Origin of the sequence: Flagellimonas chongwuensis (assembly GCF_013376415.1) — a bacterium.
Lineage (GTDB): Bacteria > Bacteroidota > Bacteroidia > Flavobacteriales > Flavobacteriaceae > Flagellimonas > Flagellimonas chongwuensis.
Window position 1 is genome coordinate 359,097 of record NZ_WYET01000004.1, and the last position, 18,360, is coordinate 377,456.

Sequence of the window (18,360 nt, forward strand, 5' to 3'; positions counted from 1 at the left end):
TCATCTGATTTTTGGGTACAAAAAAAGGCAAGCTACCTACATCGCACCGCTACGACCGCATACCCTTGCTGCGTTCCCGCCCTGAGGGATTCTGCAGGAGCTGGTCGTGTAGGACTTGCCGGTTGCAAATATACGACCTTTTATATTTGTGGCAATCCCAATTGATTCTTAATTTCGGTGTTTCACGATTAACGATTTATGACACAAGCATTAAGAACAATGGGTAAACTTTTTTCCATATCCGGGGCATTGCTCTTCTTTCTGGCATGCGGAGGAAGTGCCGATCCCGCCAAACACTTTTCCATTCAATTGGAAAACAAAGCCATACAGCAAAACCAACAAGTAGGTGTTGCACTAAAGAACAAAAAGGACATCGAAATTTCCGACCTACATTATTATATGGATGGAAAGGAACTGCCTGTTGAAAATGGAAAGTTGACTCTGGATCTCCCCACCCTAGGAAACAAAACCTTGGTCGCAAAGTTCAAAATCGAGGAAAAAACTGTGGAAGTTGAGAAGGATATGAGGTTGTTGGCCGCCGATGCCCCAGAGGTGTATACTTATGAAATCGTAAATAGCTATCCTCACGATACGGGTGCCTACACGCAAGGATTGGAGTTCTACAATGGCACTTTGTATGAAAGCACAGGAAAAAGAGGGAACTCGAGCGTTAGAAAAGTAGATTTTGAAACAGGTGAGATTCTTCAGCAGATAGATATGGACAACACCATTTTTGGTGAAGGCATCACTATTATGAATGATAAACTGTACCAACTTACCTGGCAAAGTGGGATGGGTTTTGTTTACGACATTTCCAATCTGGAGAAAATCAAAAATTTTGTTTACGGCAAAAGTCGTGAAGGATGGGGCCTTTGCAACGATGGCAGCAAAATCTTCAAAAGTGACGGTACCGAAAAAATCTGGTTTCTTGACCCGGAAACCATGGAAGAACAAGGCTATATAGAAACCGCCACCAACAAATCCATTTTTAACATGGCCAACGAGTTGGAGTACGTCGATGGTAAAATCTATGCTAACGTGTACCAGAAGGAAAGTATGATGATCATAGATGCCACCTCAGGAGCCATTGAGGGCGTTATTAACTTTGGAGGGCTCAAAAACAAGGTAAACAAGGGGCCGGAATGGGACGAAGGCAATTCTGTGTTGAACGGAGTGGCCTATCATCCAGAAAGAGAAACCTTTTTTGTGACCGGTAAAAACTGGGACAAGCTGTTCGAAGTCAAAATTCGCAAAAAAGAGTAATGAAGACCTATTCCCAAGTTTTTGATGTAGTCCCGAGCGATTTGGACGACCTGAACCATGTAAACAATATTCGGTATGTGGAATGGATTCAGGATATTTCCAAAAAACATTGGAAACATGTTACCTCTGAAGAAATCCAACATTCCATGATTTGGGTGGTTCGGAACCACAACATTACCTATCATAAATCGGCCGTATTGGGAAATACCATCCTACTGAATACTTATATCAAAAGCAACAAAGGCCCTATTTCTACGAGGGTGGTGGAAATCAAAAATAAAACTACAGGTGAACTCTTGGTAAAAGCGGCTACGGAATGGTGCTTATTGGACGCCAAAACCTTCCGACCCAAACGGGTTCCCAGTGAAATTGAAGCACTTTTTATAGACTAACAATCATTCACACTATGCAAAACACTGTATTTCATCGAAATATAGTCCTATATCCAAAAATACCCTTGTCAAAAATTTTGTAACCGGGGCAACAAATCGTAATATAGTAGTGAACCAAACATAAACTAAACCTATTTGTTGAACCTATTATACGCAACCTTGACCATCTTTACATTCCCTACTTTCCTAAATCCCAATACTTGTTGAAACAGGCATTTTTTACGTTCAAGCCTTTCAAAAAAATGAAATGAAAAATTACAGTTAAACCTGTTTTAACGATTTTTTAGGGAAAAGTGTAGGAAAATAGCCCATTTTAAGGTAAAACCCATAGTTTTTTTAAGGGAAAACTGCAATGAGTTTATTTTGTGCGTTAGTAACTTGCAATCAGCAAATTGCACATGGAATACACCTACAACATAATCGACTCCGATGCAACCTCAAAGCTTCAACTACAACTCTATTTGGAGGAGTACGAAGATTTGGTATGTGCAGGTGTGGACACCACGGCTTCCGCTGGACTCAATTCTATTTTAAAATATAATCCAGACTTGGTGCTCATCAACCTTGGTGAAGATGGTATGGATTACTTTCAGATGGTAACGGAGCTGAACCAGTACATGCAAACGCTTCCTATTATAATAGGGTATGCAAAGAGCAAGCAATATGCTTACAATGCCATTAAGGGTGGTTTTTTTGATTATTGGATTCTACCACACAATGAGTTCGATATAAGAAAGACGATACTCAGATTAAGAAAATTGCACCCACAACAGGATACCCCATCTACCATTTGTCTAAAATCATATAAGGACTATAGGTATTTGGACACCAAAAACATCCTTTATCTTAAATCCGACAACAACACCACGGATTTCTACATGAAGGATGGTACCGTCATAAGTGCCTTTAAAACCTTGAAATCCTTTGAGGGAAAACTTCCCAAGGATTTTATCCGCGTGCACCAGAGCTATATTCTTAATAGTCGCTACGTTTCCCGTATCAATTATGGCAAGTCCATTTGCAGTCTAAATCATGGAGAAGAAGAGGAACTTCCCTTTTCCAAAACATATAAGGACAAAGTGGACCAATTGAAAGAAATGCTCTCCAAAACGGTGACAAAAGCCCTCAATTAGCAAAATTCTTGCAGATTACCGTATAATTCTAACAGACTTCCTTAGAATACTACTCCCTTTGGATATATACCACCTTGGCTTAAAATGCCCTGTACTTTAGCTGCATAAACTTAATATTCATACCAAAACCTATCATTATGAGAAAAGTACTTAGCATTTTAGCAGTGGCATTTTTAACAGTTGGATTTTACTCTTGTGAAGCCGAAACAGATGTACAGGAAACCGAAGCCATGTTCGAACAATTGACATTAGATCAAAATGCAACGGATGATGATGATGTAGCTGTTGACGGACGTGGTGATGATGAGTAGTAAATAATGTTCTCAAATACCATAACCAGCTTAATAAAAAATATAGTTTCAATCTCCATTCTGTCAGTGGTGCTATTTTATCAAAAGGATGAACCTTCAATACAAAATAAGATTGCTCCCACCCATAAGAATGATCAATTAAAGCGTTATCAAAAAAAGTTGCTTAAAAATCGGGTGCATGTCGGATTTTTAAAATACAGCGCAATCAGATTACAACAAACTATCAACGATAGTCGCGAACTTTAAATTGATATTGAACATACAACTCAGCCCCAAACCTTAAAAATTTGGGGCTTTTTTTGTTACCTTGGATATATAAACGAACCAAATCAGTTTGAAAAACGGAACCCTTATACTACTTGTTATGCTCTTTTTGGGATGCTCCCAGCAAGAACCAAAAGAGGAAGTCACCTCCAATCCCGAGGTAGATACCATCCAAGAATTGTTGAGTATTGCCAAAACTTCCAAAGAATTGTCCCTCGAAGACCGGAAGGCATATTTAAGAGATGCCTAAGCCAAAGTATTGGCAATGACAAAGGACACCACCAAATTGGAACAGCTTTCGCAAGTTTCGCTGGCCTATATGAAATTAAGAGACTCTTTGGGCTTTAGAAAATCGAATGCGGAACTTTTAAGATTGTCCAAAGCAGCAGGGGCCAACAAAATATTGGGGTACTCCTATTGGGACCTTGCCACTTTTATGGAAAGTAAAGGAGTCATGGACAGCGCTTTTTTTCATTACAAAAATGCTTTGGATAATTTTGAAAAACTACCACCCGATTCCACTTCACAATCCCTTAAAGCGAGAATGTTTTATGGTATGGCACGGGTTCAGGATTCCTATAAAGATTATTTGGGCGGAGAAATTAACGCTACGACTGCAATAAAATTATTTGATGAATTGGATGACAATTATAGACTATATAATGCCTATAATATGTTAGGAGTACTAGCCAATGGGATGGGCAATAGTGCAAAATCAATCGAATCCTATAACAAAGCCAAGGAATATTTGATAAAATCCAATAAATCGGATAAGAATAAACTTTTGTGGAGAATTCAAAACAATATTGCCAGCGTATATCTCAATTCAGACGATTATGTGAAAGCAAAACAAGCTTATCTGGAATTGATAACTGATAAAAATTTAAAAGAAGAATCATCGGATATTTATGAAAAGGCCTTGGGAAGCTTAGCCTATTCCCTTCTTAAAGTTGACAACGATACTGAACAAGCTGAGGAGCTTTTAAGAGAATCTTTCCACATCAACATGCAAACTGGAGATCTCTATGACAAGGCAAGGCTCCATTACTACTATGCTGAAGTATTGGCTTCCAAAGGAGATACAGCACAGGCAATTGCACAGGCCAATGAATCCTACGCCATAGCGCGGGAAACCTACAACAACGACCGTTCGTTGGATGCACTAAAATTACTGACGAAGCTTGATAACACCAAAGCATCTGCCTATGCCGAAGAATACTATCAATTAAATGAAACCGTAAGCGAGGAAGAGCGTACCAAAAGGGACAAATTTGCACGAATACGACTGGAAACGGACGAAATTATAGAGGAAAACCAAATCCTGACCAAAGAAAAGCAGGTGTGGGTATACTCCGCTATATTACTGATTATCTTCGGGATAGGGTTCATGCTCATGGTTTCGTTGTACGTAAACAACAATCAATTAAAATTTAAACAAAGACAACAGGAAAGCAACCAAGAAATTTACAACCTCCTACTTTCTCAACAAGGTAAGTTCGAGGAAGGAAAGCAATTGGAGCAAAAACGGATTTCCGAAGAACTCCACGACGGGATATTGGGTGAAATGCTGGGAATACGCCTCATTTTAAGTGGACTCAACGAACGTGATGACCCGGCTTCCATACAGCAGCGAGCTGGTCTTATCGAAAAACTGCAAGAGCTGGAGGAAGAAATCAGAACCATTTCACACGAACTGAACCATGCAGCGTACAAAAAATTTCATAATTTTATTGTATCTCTTGAAAACATGATCGTGGAGATTGAAAAATCTTCGGGCATTACGTGTTCCTTTACTTATGACCCTGAAATACATTGGGACGATTTATTGGGGGACATTAAGATCAATGCTTACAGGATTATTCAAGAATCGCTGAAAAACTGTGTCAAACATGCCAAAAGTCAACATGTTACCATATCGTTCCATGCTATGGACGATAAGTTAAGGTTGATTATTACAGATGATGGTGTTGGGTTTGATGTAAACAAAAAGAAAAAAGGAATTGGCCTTAGAAATATTGTTTCAAGGGTCAAAAAAATAAAAGGAACTCTGGATATTGACAGTAAAAGGGGCCAGGGAACTTCTATTAAAATTTTAATCCCCGCGAAATACACGGATGTAAAAACACCTGAAGAACCTAAATTAATAAATGCTTAGTTCCCCAGATACAATAATAGAACCTACCATGAAAACACTGAGAATATTGGCTATAGACGACCACGAAATGACGATGCTCGGGTATAAATTTATACTGGAGAGCATTAATTTTGACGGCTACAACATTATTGTGGATACGGCTACTTCCTATCATGCTGGCAAAAAGCTTATCGAGGATTCCGTGAATACTTTTCAGTATGATATTTTGTTCTTGGATGTACAATTGTTCGCCCCGAACGAAGATCAACCCTACACAGGTGAAGATTTGGGTATTTTGGCGCGTAAGATAGTGCCAAGTAGCAAAATCGTTTTCATGTCCTCTTTTAGCGATAATTTTAGAATAAACAGTATCTTAAAATCAGTTGATCCGGACGGGTATTTGGTAAAGACTGATATTGACCCCAAAACACTTGAAGATGCGGTCAAGACCATAATGCTCGACCCACCTTATTATTCTTCAAAAGCTCTTGGTGCCATTAGAAAGAAAATGGCCAATGACATAGAAATTGATGAAAAGGATAAACAGATATTGTATCATTTGTCCAAAGGAACCAAGAACAAAGATCTTGAGAAGTTCATCCGGCTTTCCCCCTCTTCCATTGAGAACAGAAAACGCCATTTAAAGACGCTATTCGGAACAGAGAACGAAAATGACCTAGCCCTTATATTGGCCGCAAAAAACAGAGGTTTTATTTAGTGATCACTTTCCATAAAAGGGACCGCAACCCAATTTTGTCGTTTATTTTTAATTTTTTTTTCAAAAAAATCTTACAAACAAGGGGAAATCCCCAGAATTTTTAAGGATAATCTGCAATCCCATGCAAAAGATTCATCCTAACTTTATGTTGAAAGAATAGTAAGAATTCAATCAACACCACATGTCATCACCAAAAAGATCAAAAAGAGGTTATAAATACACTGGTCCAAAAACCTATGAGGCCACAGATGGACTGGACGATTTTCTTAGAGTTCTAGAAAAGTATTTTTTTGCGACCGCAAAGGTAAAGTGCAAACATGATTCCCTGAACAATAGAACAGATCTTATTATAGATTTGTACCATAATTTTGGGATTACCGAATGTCTCAGGCACTTCAACAATGGTGATTGGGGCGGAAATAACGTTACCGAGGAAAGTCACTCCGACATATCTTCCTCTCTTAACAAAGCACTTCAAGTGCTTAACCAAAAGAGTGCCTATCCAACTGATATTATGGAGCTTTCGATGCATTTTAAAGATACTTCAATAATCATTTCAAGATTGTACAGACATAGTATTCCCGAACATGCAAGCAATATATTGACATTAGTCGGCAAACACTTTGTGTATTTTACCAAAGGGTTGACGGAAATGCCCTATGAAGTCTTCGTACCTATATTTGAGGACACATCCTTACAGGGCCACCGATCCAAAATAAATGTGGAAACCAACTATAATAATTACTGGGGACTTTATTTTGACAAAGGGAATCAAGAACACGAGGCTTTGATTTACTCCCTTCAACAAAAGAAATTTTACGAGGAAAGCATATTCCTCTTCGAATAATATTTTTTAGCAAATACTAAGCACTGAACAAAGGTCGCGACTTCATCAAGTCGTTGACCTTTTGTTTTATTTCGGCTACCTTATTATCGTTATTGGCATCGGTGATGATTTCATCAATAAAGCCCACAACAGTCTCCATATCCTCTTCCTTAAGACCTCTAGTGGTAATGGCAGAAGTACCAAAACGTATTCCAGAGGTAATGAACGGTGATTTATCATCAAAAGGCACCATGTTCTTGTTTGCAGTGATGTCGGCTTTAACCAACACTTCCTCCGCTTCCTTACCAGAAATATCCTTGTTGCGAAGATCTATCAACATCATATGGTTGTCCGTGCCCCCGGAAATCACTTTATAATCCTTGCCCATAAAGGCTTTGGCCATAGCGGCGGCGTTTTTCTTTACCTGAACCATGTAGTGCAAGTATTCATCTGTAAGTGCTTCCCCAAAGGCAATGGCCTTGGCTGCGATAATATGCTCCAATGGACCACCTTGATTACCTGGGAACACCGCCAAATCAAGTAAAGCGGACATTTTTCTCAAGTTGCCGTTCTTTAGTTTGATGCCAAATGGATTATCGAAGTTCTCTCCCATCAAAATAAGACCTCCACGTGGGCCACGTAAGGTTTTATGGGTAGTGGTTGTAACAATGTGGCAATACGGGATAGGGTCGTTCAAAATACCCTTGGCTATCAAACCTGCAGGGTGTGAAATATCGGCCAACAAAATAGCACCTACACTATCAGCTATCTCACGGAATCTTTTAAAATCCATATCCCTTGAGTAGGCAGATGCACCAGCAATGATCAATTTCGGCTTTTCCTTGTCCGCAATCTCTTGAATTTTATCATAATTAAGCATACCGGTCTCTTCATCAACCCCATAAAAAACCGGGTTGTACAATTTTCCTGAGAAATTCACGGGCGAACCATGGGTCAAATGCCCTCCATGGGACAAATCGAAACCTAAAATTTTATCCCCTGCATTAAGACAAGCGTGGTAAACCGATGCATTGGCCTGTGAGCCAGAATGCGGCTGCACGTTCGCATATTCAGCTCCAAAAAGCTCCTTGGCACGATCAATGGCCAATTGTTCCACTTGGTCAACAACTTCGCAACCGCCATAATAGCGCTTTCCAGGATATCCTTCGGCATATTTGTTCGTAAGCACGGAGCCTGCGGCCTCCATTACTTGCGGACTTACAAAGTTTTCGGAAGCTATTAGTTCAATACCCTCCAACTGTCTTTCTTTTTCTTGCGCTATAAGTTCAAAAATCTTCTGGTCTCGTTGCATGTTGCCCATTGTTTAATTAAGGGCGTAAAATTACAAATTGAAAGGGGATTTCCATCTATAAAAATAGTGCTGGAACATTATTTTATTAAACGACAATTAACAATTCTGTGAAAAAGTTAAATCTTGTACAGTCCGCCATTTCAAAAGGGTTTTTATTAAAAATATACTACAATCACCCCTTTTTCGTTTATAGGAAGAGGATTTTTGGCACAGCTATTGAATTCCACATAACAACCATAAAGTTGACCCTAATGAAAAAACTTTTACTCTTAACCACAGTTTTAGTTCTTGCCGCATGTGGCGGTGTCAAGAAAACCCAAGAGGCCCTAAACACGGGCAACTATGGGGCGGCGATGAACAAGGCCATTAAAAATCTTGCGGAAAACAAGACCAAAAAAGGACATCAGGAATACATATTGCTACTAGAAGAGGCTTTTGCCAAGAATACCGCAAGAGAGCAACAGGAAATCTCCTTTCTTCAGAACGATGGCAATCCGGCCAATTTGGAGACCATCTACAACAAATATTTACAGCTAAAACAGATTCAGCAACGTATAAGACCTTTGCTTCCTCTGTATATTAATGATGAAGGCAGAACGGCCAATTTCAAATTTGTAAACTACGACAATCAAATTTTGAACACCAAGGACGATCTTTCAGAGCATTTATATCAAAATGCATTGAACCTTTTGGCATCGGCGAAATACAAAACTGATTACAGAAATGCTTACGAAGACCTTAAGTATCTACAAGAAATAAATCCAGGCTACAGGGAAACTGTATCCAAAATGGACGAGGCCTACAACAAAGGACTTGAATTTGTAAGGGTTGATATTGCAAATCAAACACAACAGATAATTCCAGAACGTTTGGAGTCGGAACTATTGGATTTTAATGCCTTTGGAATTGATAACTTTTGGCTGCAATACCATACCAATCCTTTGGCCAATGTTAAGTATGATTACGCCATGAATCTGGATTTTATGGAAATCAACGTATCTCCGGAGAGAATCAACGAAACACAGGTTATCAAAGAGAGACAGATCAAAGATGGCTGGGAATATCTTTTGGGCCGCGAAGGCAACGTCGTAAAAGACAGCTTAGGAAACAAGATAAAAATTGACAAGATGCGTACGGTTACCTGTAAATTGTTCCAGTTTACACAAACAAAGACCGCACAGATTGGCGCCAAGATAAGTTTTACAGACTTGCGAAACGGACAGGTAATCAACTCCTATCCCCTATCCAGCGAATTTCTGTTCGAGCATATTTTCGCCAACTATCAAGGTGATAAAAGAGCTTTGGAAGATGACTTAGTGCTATACTTGAACGCAAGGGAAGTTCCCTTTCCTTCCAACGAACAAATGGTATACGATGCAGGCGAAGACCTTAAATTGCGACTCAAAAGCATCGTATCAAAATATCAATTCAACTAAAAGATTGTGTCACACCGCGCGCAGTCGAGATATCCTAAGTTCTCGACTGCGCTCGAACTGACATACGTTCCTTTTACTATAAATACTTCGTAAAGTCCGTATCCGAAATGGCACCATGCGAAGTATGAAAGACCACTTCTCCTTTTTTAATCACCAACAATTGTGGTGATTCGTGACGAACTTCAAACTTATCTTCGATTGTATTGGACACATCTCTATGATGCTGTATCGTTAAAAAATAGAGGTCGATATCCAAATCCATATCATAAGATTCGGTAAACATATTCAATACCATCCTACTGATACCGCAGGTGCTAGAGTGCTTATAAATTACCTGAGGTTTGTACTTTGAGCGTTCCACAATCGTTTCCAATTGAGCTATGGACTCCAATTGAATCCACGGCAACTCCTTCCTTTCTTTCTTTGTTCCCTCCTTCTTTCCAAAAACACTGTCAAATATTCCCATAGTGCAAATTTACAGGATAAGTCGTGAGCAAACAAAAAGCTTACATCTGACTAAATGTCTTGCTGTTTCTGGTTTTATCAGCCATTTTGACGGTACACATCTATTGGTAAGGTTGTTGACATATCAGAGAAAAACAACGACAATGAACTTTAATAATTTTACCATAAAATCACAGGAAGCCATTCAGCGGGCCCAACAAATGGCCCAAGAATTTGGGCATCAACAAATCGAGAACGAACACTTGTTCAAGGCTATTGCCGAGGTCGATGAAAACGTGTTGCCTTTCATATTGAAGAAACTGAACGTCAACACCAACCTCCTCAACCAAATATTGGACAAGGAACTCCAGAGCTTTTCAAAAGTATCTGGAGGTGACATCATGCTTTCCAGAGAAGCTGGAAAAACGGTCAACGAAGCGAGCATCGTGGCCAAAAACATGGGTGATGAGTATGTTTCCGTTGAGCATTTGCTACTCGCTATTTTCAAATCCAAGAGTAAAATCGCCCAGATTCTAAAGGATCAGGGTGCGACTGAAAAAGATTTGAAAGCAGCCATCGAAGAACTTCGCAAAGGCGGTAAGGTAACTTCGCAAAGCGCAGAGGAAACCTATAACTCCTTGGATAAATATGCGAACAACCTTAACCAAATGGCCGATAGTGGCAAATTGGACCCCGTAATAGGGCGTGACGAGGAAATTCGTAGGGTATTGCAGATTTTGTCCAGACGCACCAAAAACAACCCGATGTTGGTGGGTGAGCCCGGTGTGGGTAAAACCGCCATTGCCGAAGGTCTGGCACATCGAATCATACAAGGGGACGTTCCAGAAAACCTGAAGGACAAAGTCATCTATTCTTTGGATATGGGCGCATTAATCGCGGGCGCCAAGTATAAAGGTGAGTTCGAAGAGCGTCTAAAAGCCGTAATCAAAGAGGTAACCTCATCGGATGGTAACATTGTTCTATTTATTGATGAGATTCACACGCTCGTCGGTGCCGGTGGCGGACAAGGCGCCATGGACGCGGCAAATATTCTGAAGCCTGCCTTGGCCCGTGGTGAATTAAGAGCTATCGGAGCTACGACCTTGGATGAGTATCAAAAGTATTTTGAAAAGGACAAAGCCTTGGAGCGCAGATTCCAAAAAGTTATGGTGGATGAACCCGATACCGAGAGTGCCATTTCCATCCTTAGAGGAATCAAGGAAAAATATGAAGCACACCACAAGGTTCGAATCAAGGACGAAGCTGTAATTGGTGCCGTGGAGTTATCACAACGCTATATTACCAATAGATTCTTGCCAGACAAGGCCATTGACCTCATGGACGAGGCCGCTTCCAAACTTCGCATGGAAATCAACTCCAAACCCGAGGAATTGGATGTGCTCGACCGTAGAATAATGCAATTGGAAATTGAGTTGGAGGCCATCAAAAGGGAAAACGATACATCTAAATTAAAAACCTTGAACTTGGATTTGGCCAACCTTAAGGAAGAACGAAACGAAATCTTTGCCAAATGGGAAAGCGAAAAGACCGTGGTGGACAATATCCAAAAAACAAAAGAGGATATTGAAAACTATAAGATTGAAGCCGAACGCGCCGAACGAAACGGTGATTATGGAAAAGTGGCCGAATTGCGGTACGGAAAGATAAAAGAAGCTCAGGAACGATTGGAAAAACTCCAAGATGAGTTGGCAGAGCAGCAAACTGCGGGCACGTTGATCAAAGAGGAAGTAACTTATGAAGATATTGCCGAAGTGGTTGCCAAATGGACAGGCATTCCCGTGAACAAGATGATGCAGAGCGAACGCGAAAAGCTCTTGAAATTGGAAGATGTGCTGCATAAACGCGTGGTAGGTCAAGATGAAGCGATTATTGCCGTATCCGACGCCATCCGAAGAAGCAGGGCCGGATTGCAAGATGCCAAGAAGCCTATCGGTTCGTTCCTATTCTTGGGCACAACAGGTGTAGGTAAGACCGAGTTGGCAAAAACTTTGGCCGCCTATCTGTTCGATGATGAAAATGCCATCACTCGGATTGATATGAGCGAATACCAAGAGCGTCACTCGGTGAGCCGATTGGTAGGAGCACCTCCAGGATATGTGGGTTATGATGAGGGCGGACAGTTGACCGAAGCCGTAAGGCGTAAACCTTATTCCGTCATATTGCTGGATGAGATTGAAAAGGCGCACCCCGATACCTTCAACATACTGTTACAGGTATTGGACGAAGGTAGATTGACCGATAACAAAGGTCGCGTGGCGGATTTCAAAAACTCCATCATTATTATGACGAGCAATATGGGAAGCCACATCATTCAGGAGAAGTTTGAAGATGCTGTAGATGTGGAAAGTGCTTCAGAGGCAGCCCGGGTAGAAGTTTTGGGATTGTTACGCAAGACCATAAGACCGGAGTTTCTCAACCGTATCGATGACATCATCATGTTTGCGCCATTGAGCAAATCGGACATTAAGGACATTGTGGGATTGCAATTGGAAAACTTGAAGAAAATGTTGGCAAAGCAGAACATCACCCTTGATGCAACCGAAGAAGCTATTGCATATTTGGCGGCAAAAGGTTTCGACCCGCAATATGGAGCAAGACCTGTAAAACGATTGATTCAAAAAGAGGTGTTGAACAACCTTTCCAAGGAATTGTTGTCAGGAAAAATAACTTCCGACAGCATAGTGCTTTTGGATTCCTTTGACGATCAATTGGTGTTCAGAAATCAAGATGAATTGGTAGAATAATTCTCCAAATAAGTTTCAGTCAGAAAATCCCCTCCCCTAACTTCTCGGGAGGGGATTTTTATTTATATCATATTTTATTGTCAAAATTTTAGAAATCTACAACTTTTGAATGCCATTACATTTAAATCCTTATTTTAGCTCAAAACCATATCCTAAATATGCCACTGATTATTGCCGTTCTAGGTATCTTACTACTGTTCTTGCTCATCGCAAAATTTAAACTCAACGCCTTTCTTTCCTTTATCATCGTATGCCTGTTCGTAGGTATTTTTCAAGGAATGGAATTGAGCAATTTAGTCCAATCCATACAACGGGGAATTGGCAATACATTAGGTTTTCTGGTCCTTATTTTGGGGCTTGGGGCCATGTTGGGGAAATTGGTGGCCGATAGTGGTGCCGCCCAACAAATTACCACGCAATTGGTGGCCAAATTTGGTGTAAAACATGTACAATGGGCCATGGTGGTCACAGGGTTTATAGTGGGTATCCCGATGTTCTACTCCGTGGGCTTTGTTATTTTGATACCCTTGGTATTTACTGTGGCTTTTTCAACGGGATTACCCCTGCTTTATGTGGGATTGCCCATGCTCACCTCTTTATCTGTGACACATGGATATCTTCCTCCCCATCCAGCTCCAACGGCTATAGCCGCCATGTTCAACGCGGACATTGGAAAAACATTAATGTACGGCCTTATTGTCGCCGTTCCCGCCATTATTGTTGCGGGACCGTTGTTCGCTCGAACCCTAAAAAAGATTGAAGCCAAGCCATTGAAGGAGTTTTACAATGCCGAACCTATACCCGAGGAAGAACTGCCGTCGACAGCCGTTAGTATTTTGACAGCCCTTTCCCCTATCATCTTTATTGGAGTGGGCATCGCGGCCGAACAATTTTTAGAGGATGGCGTACTCAGAAATATCCTAGGCTTCATTGGCAACCCAGTTATCGCTTTATTGATTTCTGTGCTCATCGCCATCTACTCCTTGGGATTAGCAAAAGGAAAAGAAATGAGTAAAATTATGGATTCCTTGTCCGCCTCCGTTTCCAGTATCACCATGATTCTGTTGATCATTGCAGGGGCAGGGGCATTAAAAGAGGTTTTAATAGACAGTCAAGTAAGTGATTATATCGCTGACAGTTTAAAGGGTTCCAGTATCTCACCTTTGGTGCTGGCCTGGCTCATCGCTACCGCCATCCGTGTTAGTGTGGGGTCGGCAACCGTAGCCGGGCTTACCGCTGCAGGTATTGTACTTCCGCTGGCTTCGGGTACTGGGACAAGTCCAGAATTAATGGTTTTGGCCATTGGTTCGGGAAGTTTAATGCTTTCCCACGTTAACGATACCGGATTTTGGATGTTCAAGGAGTATTTCAACCTTTCAGTGAAAGAAACACTTTCTTCATGGACCGTTATGGAAACTTTGGTCGGCGTAATGGGATTATTAGGCGTTTTAGCAATCAATAGTATAATCTAGCAATAAAATTTATGGAAAAATCACCATCACAACGAATGGAGGAACTCAACCTCCAATTACCTCCTGCGCCACCACCTGCTGGCGTTTACCGACCTGTTTTGGTTGTCGACAACTTTTTATACGTATCCGGTCAAGGACCTGTGAATTTAGATGGCTCCCTTATGACGGGGCGTGCCGGAGACGACATCGATGAGGAACAAGCAAAACTAGCGGCCCGTCAGGTAGGATTGACCATGCTGTCCACTATCACAACTCATTATGGAAGTTTGGACAAAATCAAAAGAATGGTAAAAGTTTTGGGAATGGTGAATTGCACGCCGGACTTTGGCAAGCAACCGTATGTAATCAATGGTTTTAGTGAATTAATGGCAGATGTTTTTGGGAAAGAGCATGGCATTGGTGCACGAAGTGCCGTTGGCATGATGCTTCCAGGAAATATTGCCGTTGAGATTGAAGCCATTTTTGAACTTCACAAATAACACTACCCTTTCATGTTTATATTCGATGCCCATCTTGACCTTGCTATGAACGCCCTCGAATGGAACAGAGACCTTAGACTTTCTGTTTCCGAGATAAGAGAGCGCGAGCAAGGCATGTCCGATAAGCCTGATCGTGGCAATAACACAGTATCTCTGCCTGCTATGCGAGAAGGGAATATTGGCCTCTGCATGGCCACTCAAATCGCACGCTTTGTAGAAAAAGACAGTCCGCTTCCCGGTTGGCACTCCCAGCATCAGGCATGGGCGCAGACACAGGGTCAACTTGCATGGTACAAAACCATGGAGGAGGCAGGCGAAATGGTGCAAATAAAGGACATTGAAAGCTTGGAATCCCACCTCAAACTTTGGAAAAGTAATCAGCCCAATAAACCAATTGGTTACATTTTAAGCTTGGAAGGTGCAGACTCCATAATAGACCTGGATTATTTGGAAAAGTCATACGAATCAGGACTCAGGGCCATCGGACCTGCCCATTATGGCCCCGGAATTTACGCTCATGGGACGGATTCGGTGGGAGGAATAGGTCAAAAAGGAAGGGATTTACTCAAGAAAGTGGAGGAACTCAACATTATCTTGGATGCCACCCACCTTTGCGATAAAAGCTTTTGGGAGACCATGGATGTCTTCGATGGACCTGTTTGGGCCAGCCATAATAATTGCAGGAAGTTGGTGGACCATAATCGCCAGTTTTCTGATGAACAGATTAAGGAACTTATCAACAGAGATGCTGTAATCGGCATTGCTTTGGATGCATGGATGATGGTTCCCTACTGGGTGCGTGGGCGATCCACCCCAAAAGAAATGAACGTAACACTGGAAATTGCCGTGGATAATATGGATCACATTTGCCAATTGGCAGGGAACACGAACCATGTTGGTATTGGAACCGATTTGGACGGTGCTTTCGGGAAAGAGCAGAGCCCGTGGGATTTGGATACCATAGCTGACCTTCAAAAAATTCCAGATCTATTGACGAAGAGAGGTTACACAAGCTCGGATATTGAAAAAATTATGAACCAGAACTTCATCAACTTCCTGAGAAAAGTTTGGTCTTAAACATTGACCCAACCACAAAAAAGCCAGAAACATGTTAAAATATAGGCTTTCGGCGGCTTAAATACCAAACAGTATTTGATTTTTTATATCTTAGTTTCGACCAACAGCAACCTAAGAATGACCAAGAAAGCAGAAAGGACCACCGCATACATTATAGAAACCGTAGCTCCTATTTTTAACAAGCATGGTTATGTAGGTACCAGCATGAGCGACCTTACTGAAGCGACAGGGCTTACCAAAGGGGCCATTTATGGTAATTTTGAGAACAAGGAAGCTCTGGCACTGTCCGCTTTTGAGCACAATCGAAATATGTTGCTGCAAGCCATTGATGAAAAACTGGAAACGGGACATGAAGCCTTGGCCAAATTATATTCCCTTTTGAATTTTTATAAGCAGTACGACGTTTTCACCCTTCCCATGGGTGGTTGTCCATTATTGAACGTAGGAGTGGACGCCCAAGGAAACAATAAACTTTTAGCAGCTGCTGTTAGGGAAACCATCAAAGAAATTGAAGGCAAAATTGCCCTAGTCCTTGAAAATGGTGCCAAACAAAACGAAATCAAACTTCCCGTTCCTCCATTACAATTTGCCAAGCAACTGTTTACCATGGTTCAGGGTTCCGTGTCCATGAGCACCATGACACAGGATCGAAAATACTTGGTCAACACCATTAACTATTTAGAATATTTGGTGAAACAGGAGCTTAAAAAGTAAACCTTTTTCTTTACAACATACCTTTTCATAAGATTAAAAAACTGCACTCCTTCAGGTAAAGCCAGTTTTTATGATTGCTTCTTTCTTCCAAAAACCCAATCTATATTTGGGAATGCTGATTCCATCCGTCAATTGAAACACCTCATTCATCAAATGAAAATACCAATTTGTAAAGTAACAAAATTATAATTGGTTACTTGTTCTAAATTCACCAAGGAATATTCCAAAAAACTACTTTTTAGGAAATTGAATTATTTATGGACGACATAGAAAGGTTATCGGAAGAGTTGGACGAAGCCGTTTATCAAGGAGATTTGCCGAAGATCAAACACCTTGTGGAACTTGGAGTTCCCTTAAATGGAGAACATGCTAAAAAATATATCGGCAGTGCCAACGGCTGCATTAAAGGAGCACCATATAGCATTCCATTGATACGTGCTTGCAGTAGTGGAAAACATGAAGTGATTAGATATCTTGTTGAACAAGGTGCTGATGTAAACGCTACAAACTATTGCACCCAGACACCATTTTTAATAGCTGTAGAAAGCTGCAGGAGAGGCGATATCTCTCTTGATATTGTAAAATATTTGGTTAATGCAGGGGCCGAAATACATTTTGTAGGTTCAAATGGCAATGCAATGCATTATGGAACACAAATGGTCGAAAACAGGTCCGAGGAACTGTTGCGATATTTACTCGAACTTGGCATTGACCCGAATTTAAAAAATGATTCCCAATCCATATTAAAGAAAAATTATGACATTATTAGTCTTTTGACCGGTGAACATAGTCATCTGTATCAAGAAAAATACATTACCGAACTGGGAATACTTAAGGAATATTGGGACAAAGATGAGCCAGAAATGATTCAATTATGGCAGTCCTGCATGGAAGTCATTGAAGAAAAAGAGAACTCAGATAAAACAGAAAGTGATAAATGGGAACAACTTTTAAAATGCGAGGATTGGGTAGAACAAGTCTCAAGAATAATTGATGAAAACCCTCTGTACAACAGCAATCATTTCACAAAGAGTCGCAGAACATTGGCTGACCTGACCAAAAGGGTACTCAAAAATCCTGAAAGCATCCAGAAAAAGGAATGGGGAAAAATCATAAAAAAACTTGCGGACCAAAGCCCTTCATTTGCTGACCTATCCGAAGAACATCTTTTTCAAAGAATAGAGGTTTTCAGTGATGAATGGTACAATGAAGAAAGTGGACTTCAACAAATTATACTCGACAACAAAATACACACCATCGACCTGTGCATGGAAGTACTTTGGACCAAGGAAGCCATTGCGCGGGAAGATTTTACAGAACTTTTCATTTATGTACTGGAAAAGTCCAAAAAAAAATACGGGTATCCTTCATGGGGTGGATACAAGGAGGAAGACATGGAACATTTTTTGGAGACTGAGCACATGAAAGCGCACAAGGACTATGGGAAGCTAAGAAAACTTGCCGAGCTTTAGCCCATAATATTCTCCTTGCCAAATAAATTTGAGGAATTATAAAATTGAAACCGTTTGCCATTCCGACAGAGTGAAGAGACGAGGAGTCTCGCATTATTGAATTTGAGAAGAGATTTCTCACCAAGTTCGAAATGACATTATACCCCAA

General features: G+C 40.9%; 17 protein-coding genes and 1 other RNA gene. 15 read left to right on the forward strand and 3 right to left on the reverse strand.

Annotation, left to right across the window (positions count from 1 at the left end; all coding sequences use genetic code 11):
* Window positions 1-22: 22 nt before the first annotated feature.
* An RNA gene (gene ffs / locus GUA46_RS08715) (signal recognition particle sRNA small type) lies at window positions 23-121 on the reverse strand.
* Between the two features lie 98 nt (window positions 122-219).
* On the opposite strand from ffs, the gene GUA46_RS08720 reads away from it, so the two are divergent.
* The 8 genes from GUA46_RS08720 to GUA46_RS08755 all read left to right on the forward strand — a co-directional run bounded on the left by GUA46_RS08720 (window position 220) and on the right by GUA46_RS08755 (window position 7,062).
* Window positions 220-1,263 (forward strand): glutaminyl-peptide cyclotransferase, encoded by a 1,044-nt coding sequence (locus tag GUA46_RS08720; RefSeq protein WP_176620163.1) that lies wholly within the window; start codon window positions 220-222, stop codon window positions 1,261-1,263.
* The gene (locus tag GUA46_RS08725) at window positions 1,263-1,655 is read left to right on the forward strand and encodes an acyl-CoA thioesterase (protein ID WP_176620164.1); all 393 of its coding nucleotides are present in this window, start codon (window positions 1,263-1,265) and stop codon (window positions 1,653-1,655) included. The genes GUA46_RS08720 and GUA46_RS08725 overlap by 1 nt, the downstream gene beginning before the upstream one ends.
* A 398-nt stretch (window positions 1,656-2,053) precedes the next feature.
* The gene (locus GUA46_RS08730) at window positions 2,054-2,788 is read left to right on the forward strand and encodes a LytR/AlgR family response regulator transcription factor (RefSeq protein ID WP_176620165.1); all 735 of its coding nucleotides are present in this window, start codon (window positions 2,054-2,056) and stop codon (window positions 2,786-2,788) included.
* 137 nt (window positions 2,789-2,925) lie between these two features.
* The gene (locus GUA46_RS08735; protein ID WP_176620166.1) at window positions 2,926-3,099 is read left to right on the forward strand and encodes a hypothetical protein; all 174 of its coding nucleotides are present in this window, start codon (window positions 2,926-2,928) and stop codon (window positions 3,097-3,099) included.
* A 334-nt stretch (window positions 3,100-3,433) separates the two neighbouring features.
* The gene (locus GUA46_RS08740) at window positions 3,434-3,613 is read left to right on the forward strand and encodes a hypothetical protein (protein WP_176620167.1); all 180 of its coding nucleotides are present in this window, start codon (window positions 3,434-3,436) and stop codon (window positions 3,611-3,613) included.
* A 15-nt stretch (window positions 3,614-3,628) separates the two neighbouring features.
* Window positions 3,629-5,518, forward strand: coding sequence for a tetratricopeptide repeat-containing sensor histidine kinase (locus GUA46_RS08745; RefSeq protein ID WP_176620168.1), 1,890 nt, complete (start codon window positions 3,629-3,631; stop codon window positions 5,516-5,518).
* A 28-nt stretch (window positions 5,519-5,546) separates the two neighbouring features.
* Window positions 5,547-6,215 carry a response regulator gene (locus GUA46_RS08750; RefSeq protein WP_108246254.1) on the forward strand — a complete coding sequence of 223 codons (669 nt, stop codon included), beginning with the start codon at window positions 5,547-5,549 and terminating at the stop codon, window positions 6,213-6,215.
* Between the two features lie 181 nt (window positions 6,216-6,396).
* Window positions 6,397-7,062: a hypothetical protein gene (locus tag GUA46_RS08755; RefSeq protein ID WP_176620169.1), complete on the forward strand. Its 666-nt coding sequence runs from the start codon at window positions 6,397-6,399 to the stop codon at window positions 7,060-7,062.
* Window positions 7,063-7,078: 16 nt separating this feature from the next.
* On the opposite strand, the gene glyA is transcribed toward GUA46_RS08755, so the two are convergent.
* Window positions 7,079-8,353, reverse strand: coding sequence for a serine hydroxymethyltransferase (gene glyA / locus GUA46_RS08760; protein WP_176620170.1), 1,275 nt, complete (start codon window positions 8,351-8,353; stop codon window positions 7,079-7,081).
* A gap of 251 nt (window positions 8,354-8,604) precedes the next feature.
* Here glyA and GUA46_RS08765 point away from each other — a divergent pair, with 251 nt between their 5' ends.
* Window positions 8,605-9,789 (forward strand): hypothetical protein, encoded by a 1,185-nt coding sequence (locus GUA46_RS08765; protein WP_176620171.1) that lies wholly within the window; start codon window positions 8,605-8,607, stop codon window positions 9,787-9,789.
* Window positions 9,790-9,865: 76 nt separating this feature from the next.
* Here the strand turns inward: GUA46_RS08765 and ytxJ are convergent, their stop codons facing one another.
* A complete protein-coding gene (ytxJ, locus tag GUA46_RS08770; RefSeq protein WP_176620172.1) occupies window positions 9,866-10,255 on the reverse strand; it encodes a bacillithiol system redox-active protein YtxJ in 390 nt (129 codons plus the stop codon).
* A gap of 142 nt (window positions 10,256-10,397) precedes the next feature.
* On the opposite strand from ytxJ, the gene clpB reads away from it, so the two are divergent.
* The 6 genes from clpB to GUA46_RS08800 all read left to right on the forward strand — a co-directional run bounded on the left by clpB (window position 10,398) and on the right by GUA46_RS08800 (window position 18,212).
* A complete protein-coding gene (gene clpB / locus GUA46_RS08775; protein ID WP_176620173.1) occupies window positions 10,398-12,998 on the forward strand; it encodes an ATP-dependent chaperone ClpB in 2,601 nt (866 codons plus the stop codon).
* A 158-nt stretch (window positions 12,999-13,156) separates the two neighbouring features.
* A complete protein-coding gene (locus tag GUA46_RS08780) occupies window positions 13,157-14,470 on the forward strand; it encodes a gluconate:H+ symporter (RefSeq protein WP_176620174.1) in 1,314 nt (437 codons plus the stop codon).
* An 11-nt stretch (window positions 14,471-14,481) separates the two neighbouring features.
* Window positions 14,482-14,949 (forward strand): RidA family protein, encoded by a 468-nt coding sequence (locus GUA46_RS08785; RefSeq protein ID WP_108246214.1) that lies wholly within the window; start codon window positions 14,482-14,484, stop codon window positions 14,947-14,949.
* 12 nt (window positions 14,950-14,961) lie between these two features.
* Entirely contained in the window at window positions 14,962-16,026 is a 1,065-nt protein-coding gene (locus tag GUA46_RS08790; protein ID WP_176620175.1) for a dipeptidase, read from the forward strand.
* Window positions 16,027-16,143: 117 nt separating this feature from the next.
* The gene (locus GUA46_RS08795; RefSeq protein WP_176620176.1) at window positions 16,144-16,740 is read left to right on the forward strand and encodes a TetR/AcrR family transcriptional regulator; all 597 of its coding nucleotides are present in this window, start codon (window positions 16,144-16,146) and stop codon (window positions 16,738-16,740) included.
* 257 nt (window positions 16,741-16,997) lie between these two features.
* Window positions 16,998-18,212, forward strand: coding sequence for an ankyrin repeat domain-containing protein (locus GUA46_RS08800; RefSeq protein WP_176620177.1), 1,215 nt, complete (start codon window positions 16,998-17,000; stop codon window positions 18,210-18,212).
* The last annotated feature ends 148 nt before the right edge of the window (window positions 18,213-18,360 follow it).

Coding starts and splice junctions, on each gene's coding strand:
- GUA46_RS08735 (WP_176620166.1), top strand. CDS start 2,926: ATGAGAAAAGTACTTAGCATTTTAGCAGTGGCATTTTTAACAGTTGGA.
- GUA46_RS08790 (WP_176620175.1), top strand. CDS start 14,962: ATGTTTATATTCGATGCCCATCTTGACCTTGCTATGAACGCCCTCGAA.
- glyA (WP_176620170.1), bottom strand. CDS start 8,353: ATGCAACGAGACCAGAAGATTTTTGAACTTATAGCGCAAGAAAAAGAA.
- ytxJ (WP_176620172.1), bottom strand. CDS start 10,255: ATGGGAATATTTGACAGTGTTTTTGGAAAGAAGGAGGGAACAAAGAAA.
- GUA46_RS08785 (WP_108246214.1), top strand. CDS start 14,482: ATGGAAAAATCACCATCACAACGAATGGAGGAACTCAACCTCCAATTA.
- GUA46_RS08780 (WP_176620174.1), top strand. CDS start 13,157: ATGCCACTGATTATTGCCGTTCTAGGTATCTTACTACTGTTCTTGCTC.
- GUA46_RS08730 (WP_176620165.1), top strand. CDS start 2,054: ATGGAATACACCTACAACATAATCGACTCCGATGCAACCTCAAAGCTT.
- GUA46_RS08800 (WP_176620177.1), top strand. CDS start 16,998: ATGGACGACATAGAAAGGTTATCGGAAGAGTTGGACGAAGCCGTTTAT.
- GUA46_RS08720 (WP_176620163.1), top strand. CDS start 220: ATGGGTAAACTTTTTTCCATATCCGGGGCATTGCTCTTCTTTCTGGCA.
- GUA46_RS08765 (WP_176620171.1), top strand. CDS start 8,605: ATGAAAAAACTTTTACTCTTAACCACAGTTTTAGTTCTTGCCGCATGT.
- GUA46_RS08750 (WP_108246254.1), top strand. CDS start 5,547: ATGAAAACACTGAGAATATTGGCTATAGACGACCACGAAATGACGATG.
- GUA46_RS08745 (WP_176620168.1), top strand. CDS start 3,629: ATGACAAAGGACACCACCAAATTGGAACAGCTTTCGCAAGTTTCGCTG.
- GUA46_RS08725 (WP_176620164.1), top strand. CDS start 1,263: ATGAAGACCTATTCCCAAGTTTTTGATGTAGTCCCGAGCGATTTGGAC.
- GUA46_RS08755 (WP_176620169.1), top strand. CDS start 6,397: ATGTCATCACCAAAAAGATCAAAAAGAGGTTATAAATACACTGGTCCA.
- clpB (WP_176620173.1), top strand. CDS start 10,398: ATGAACTTTAATAATTTTACCATAAAATCACAGGAAGCCATTCAGCGG.
- GUA46_RS08795 (WP_176620176.1), top strand. CDS start 16,144: ATGACCAAGAAAGCAGAAAGGACCACCGCATACATTATAGAAACCGTA.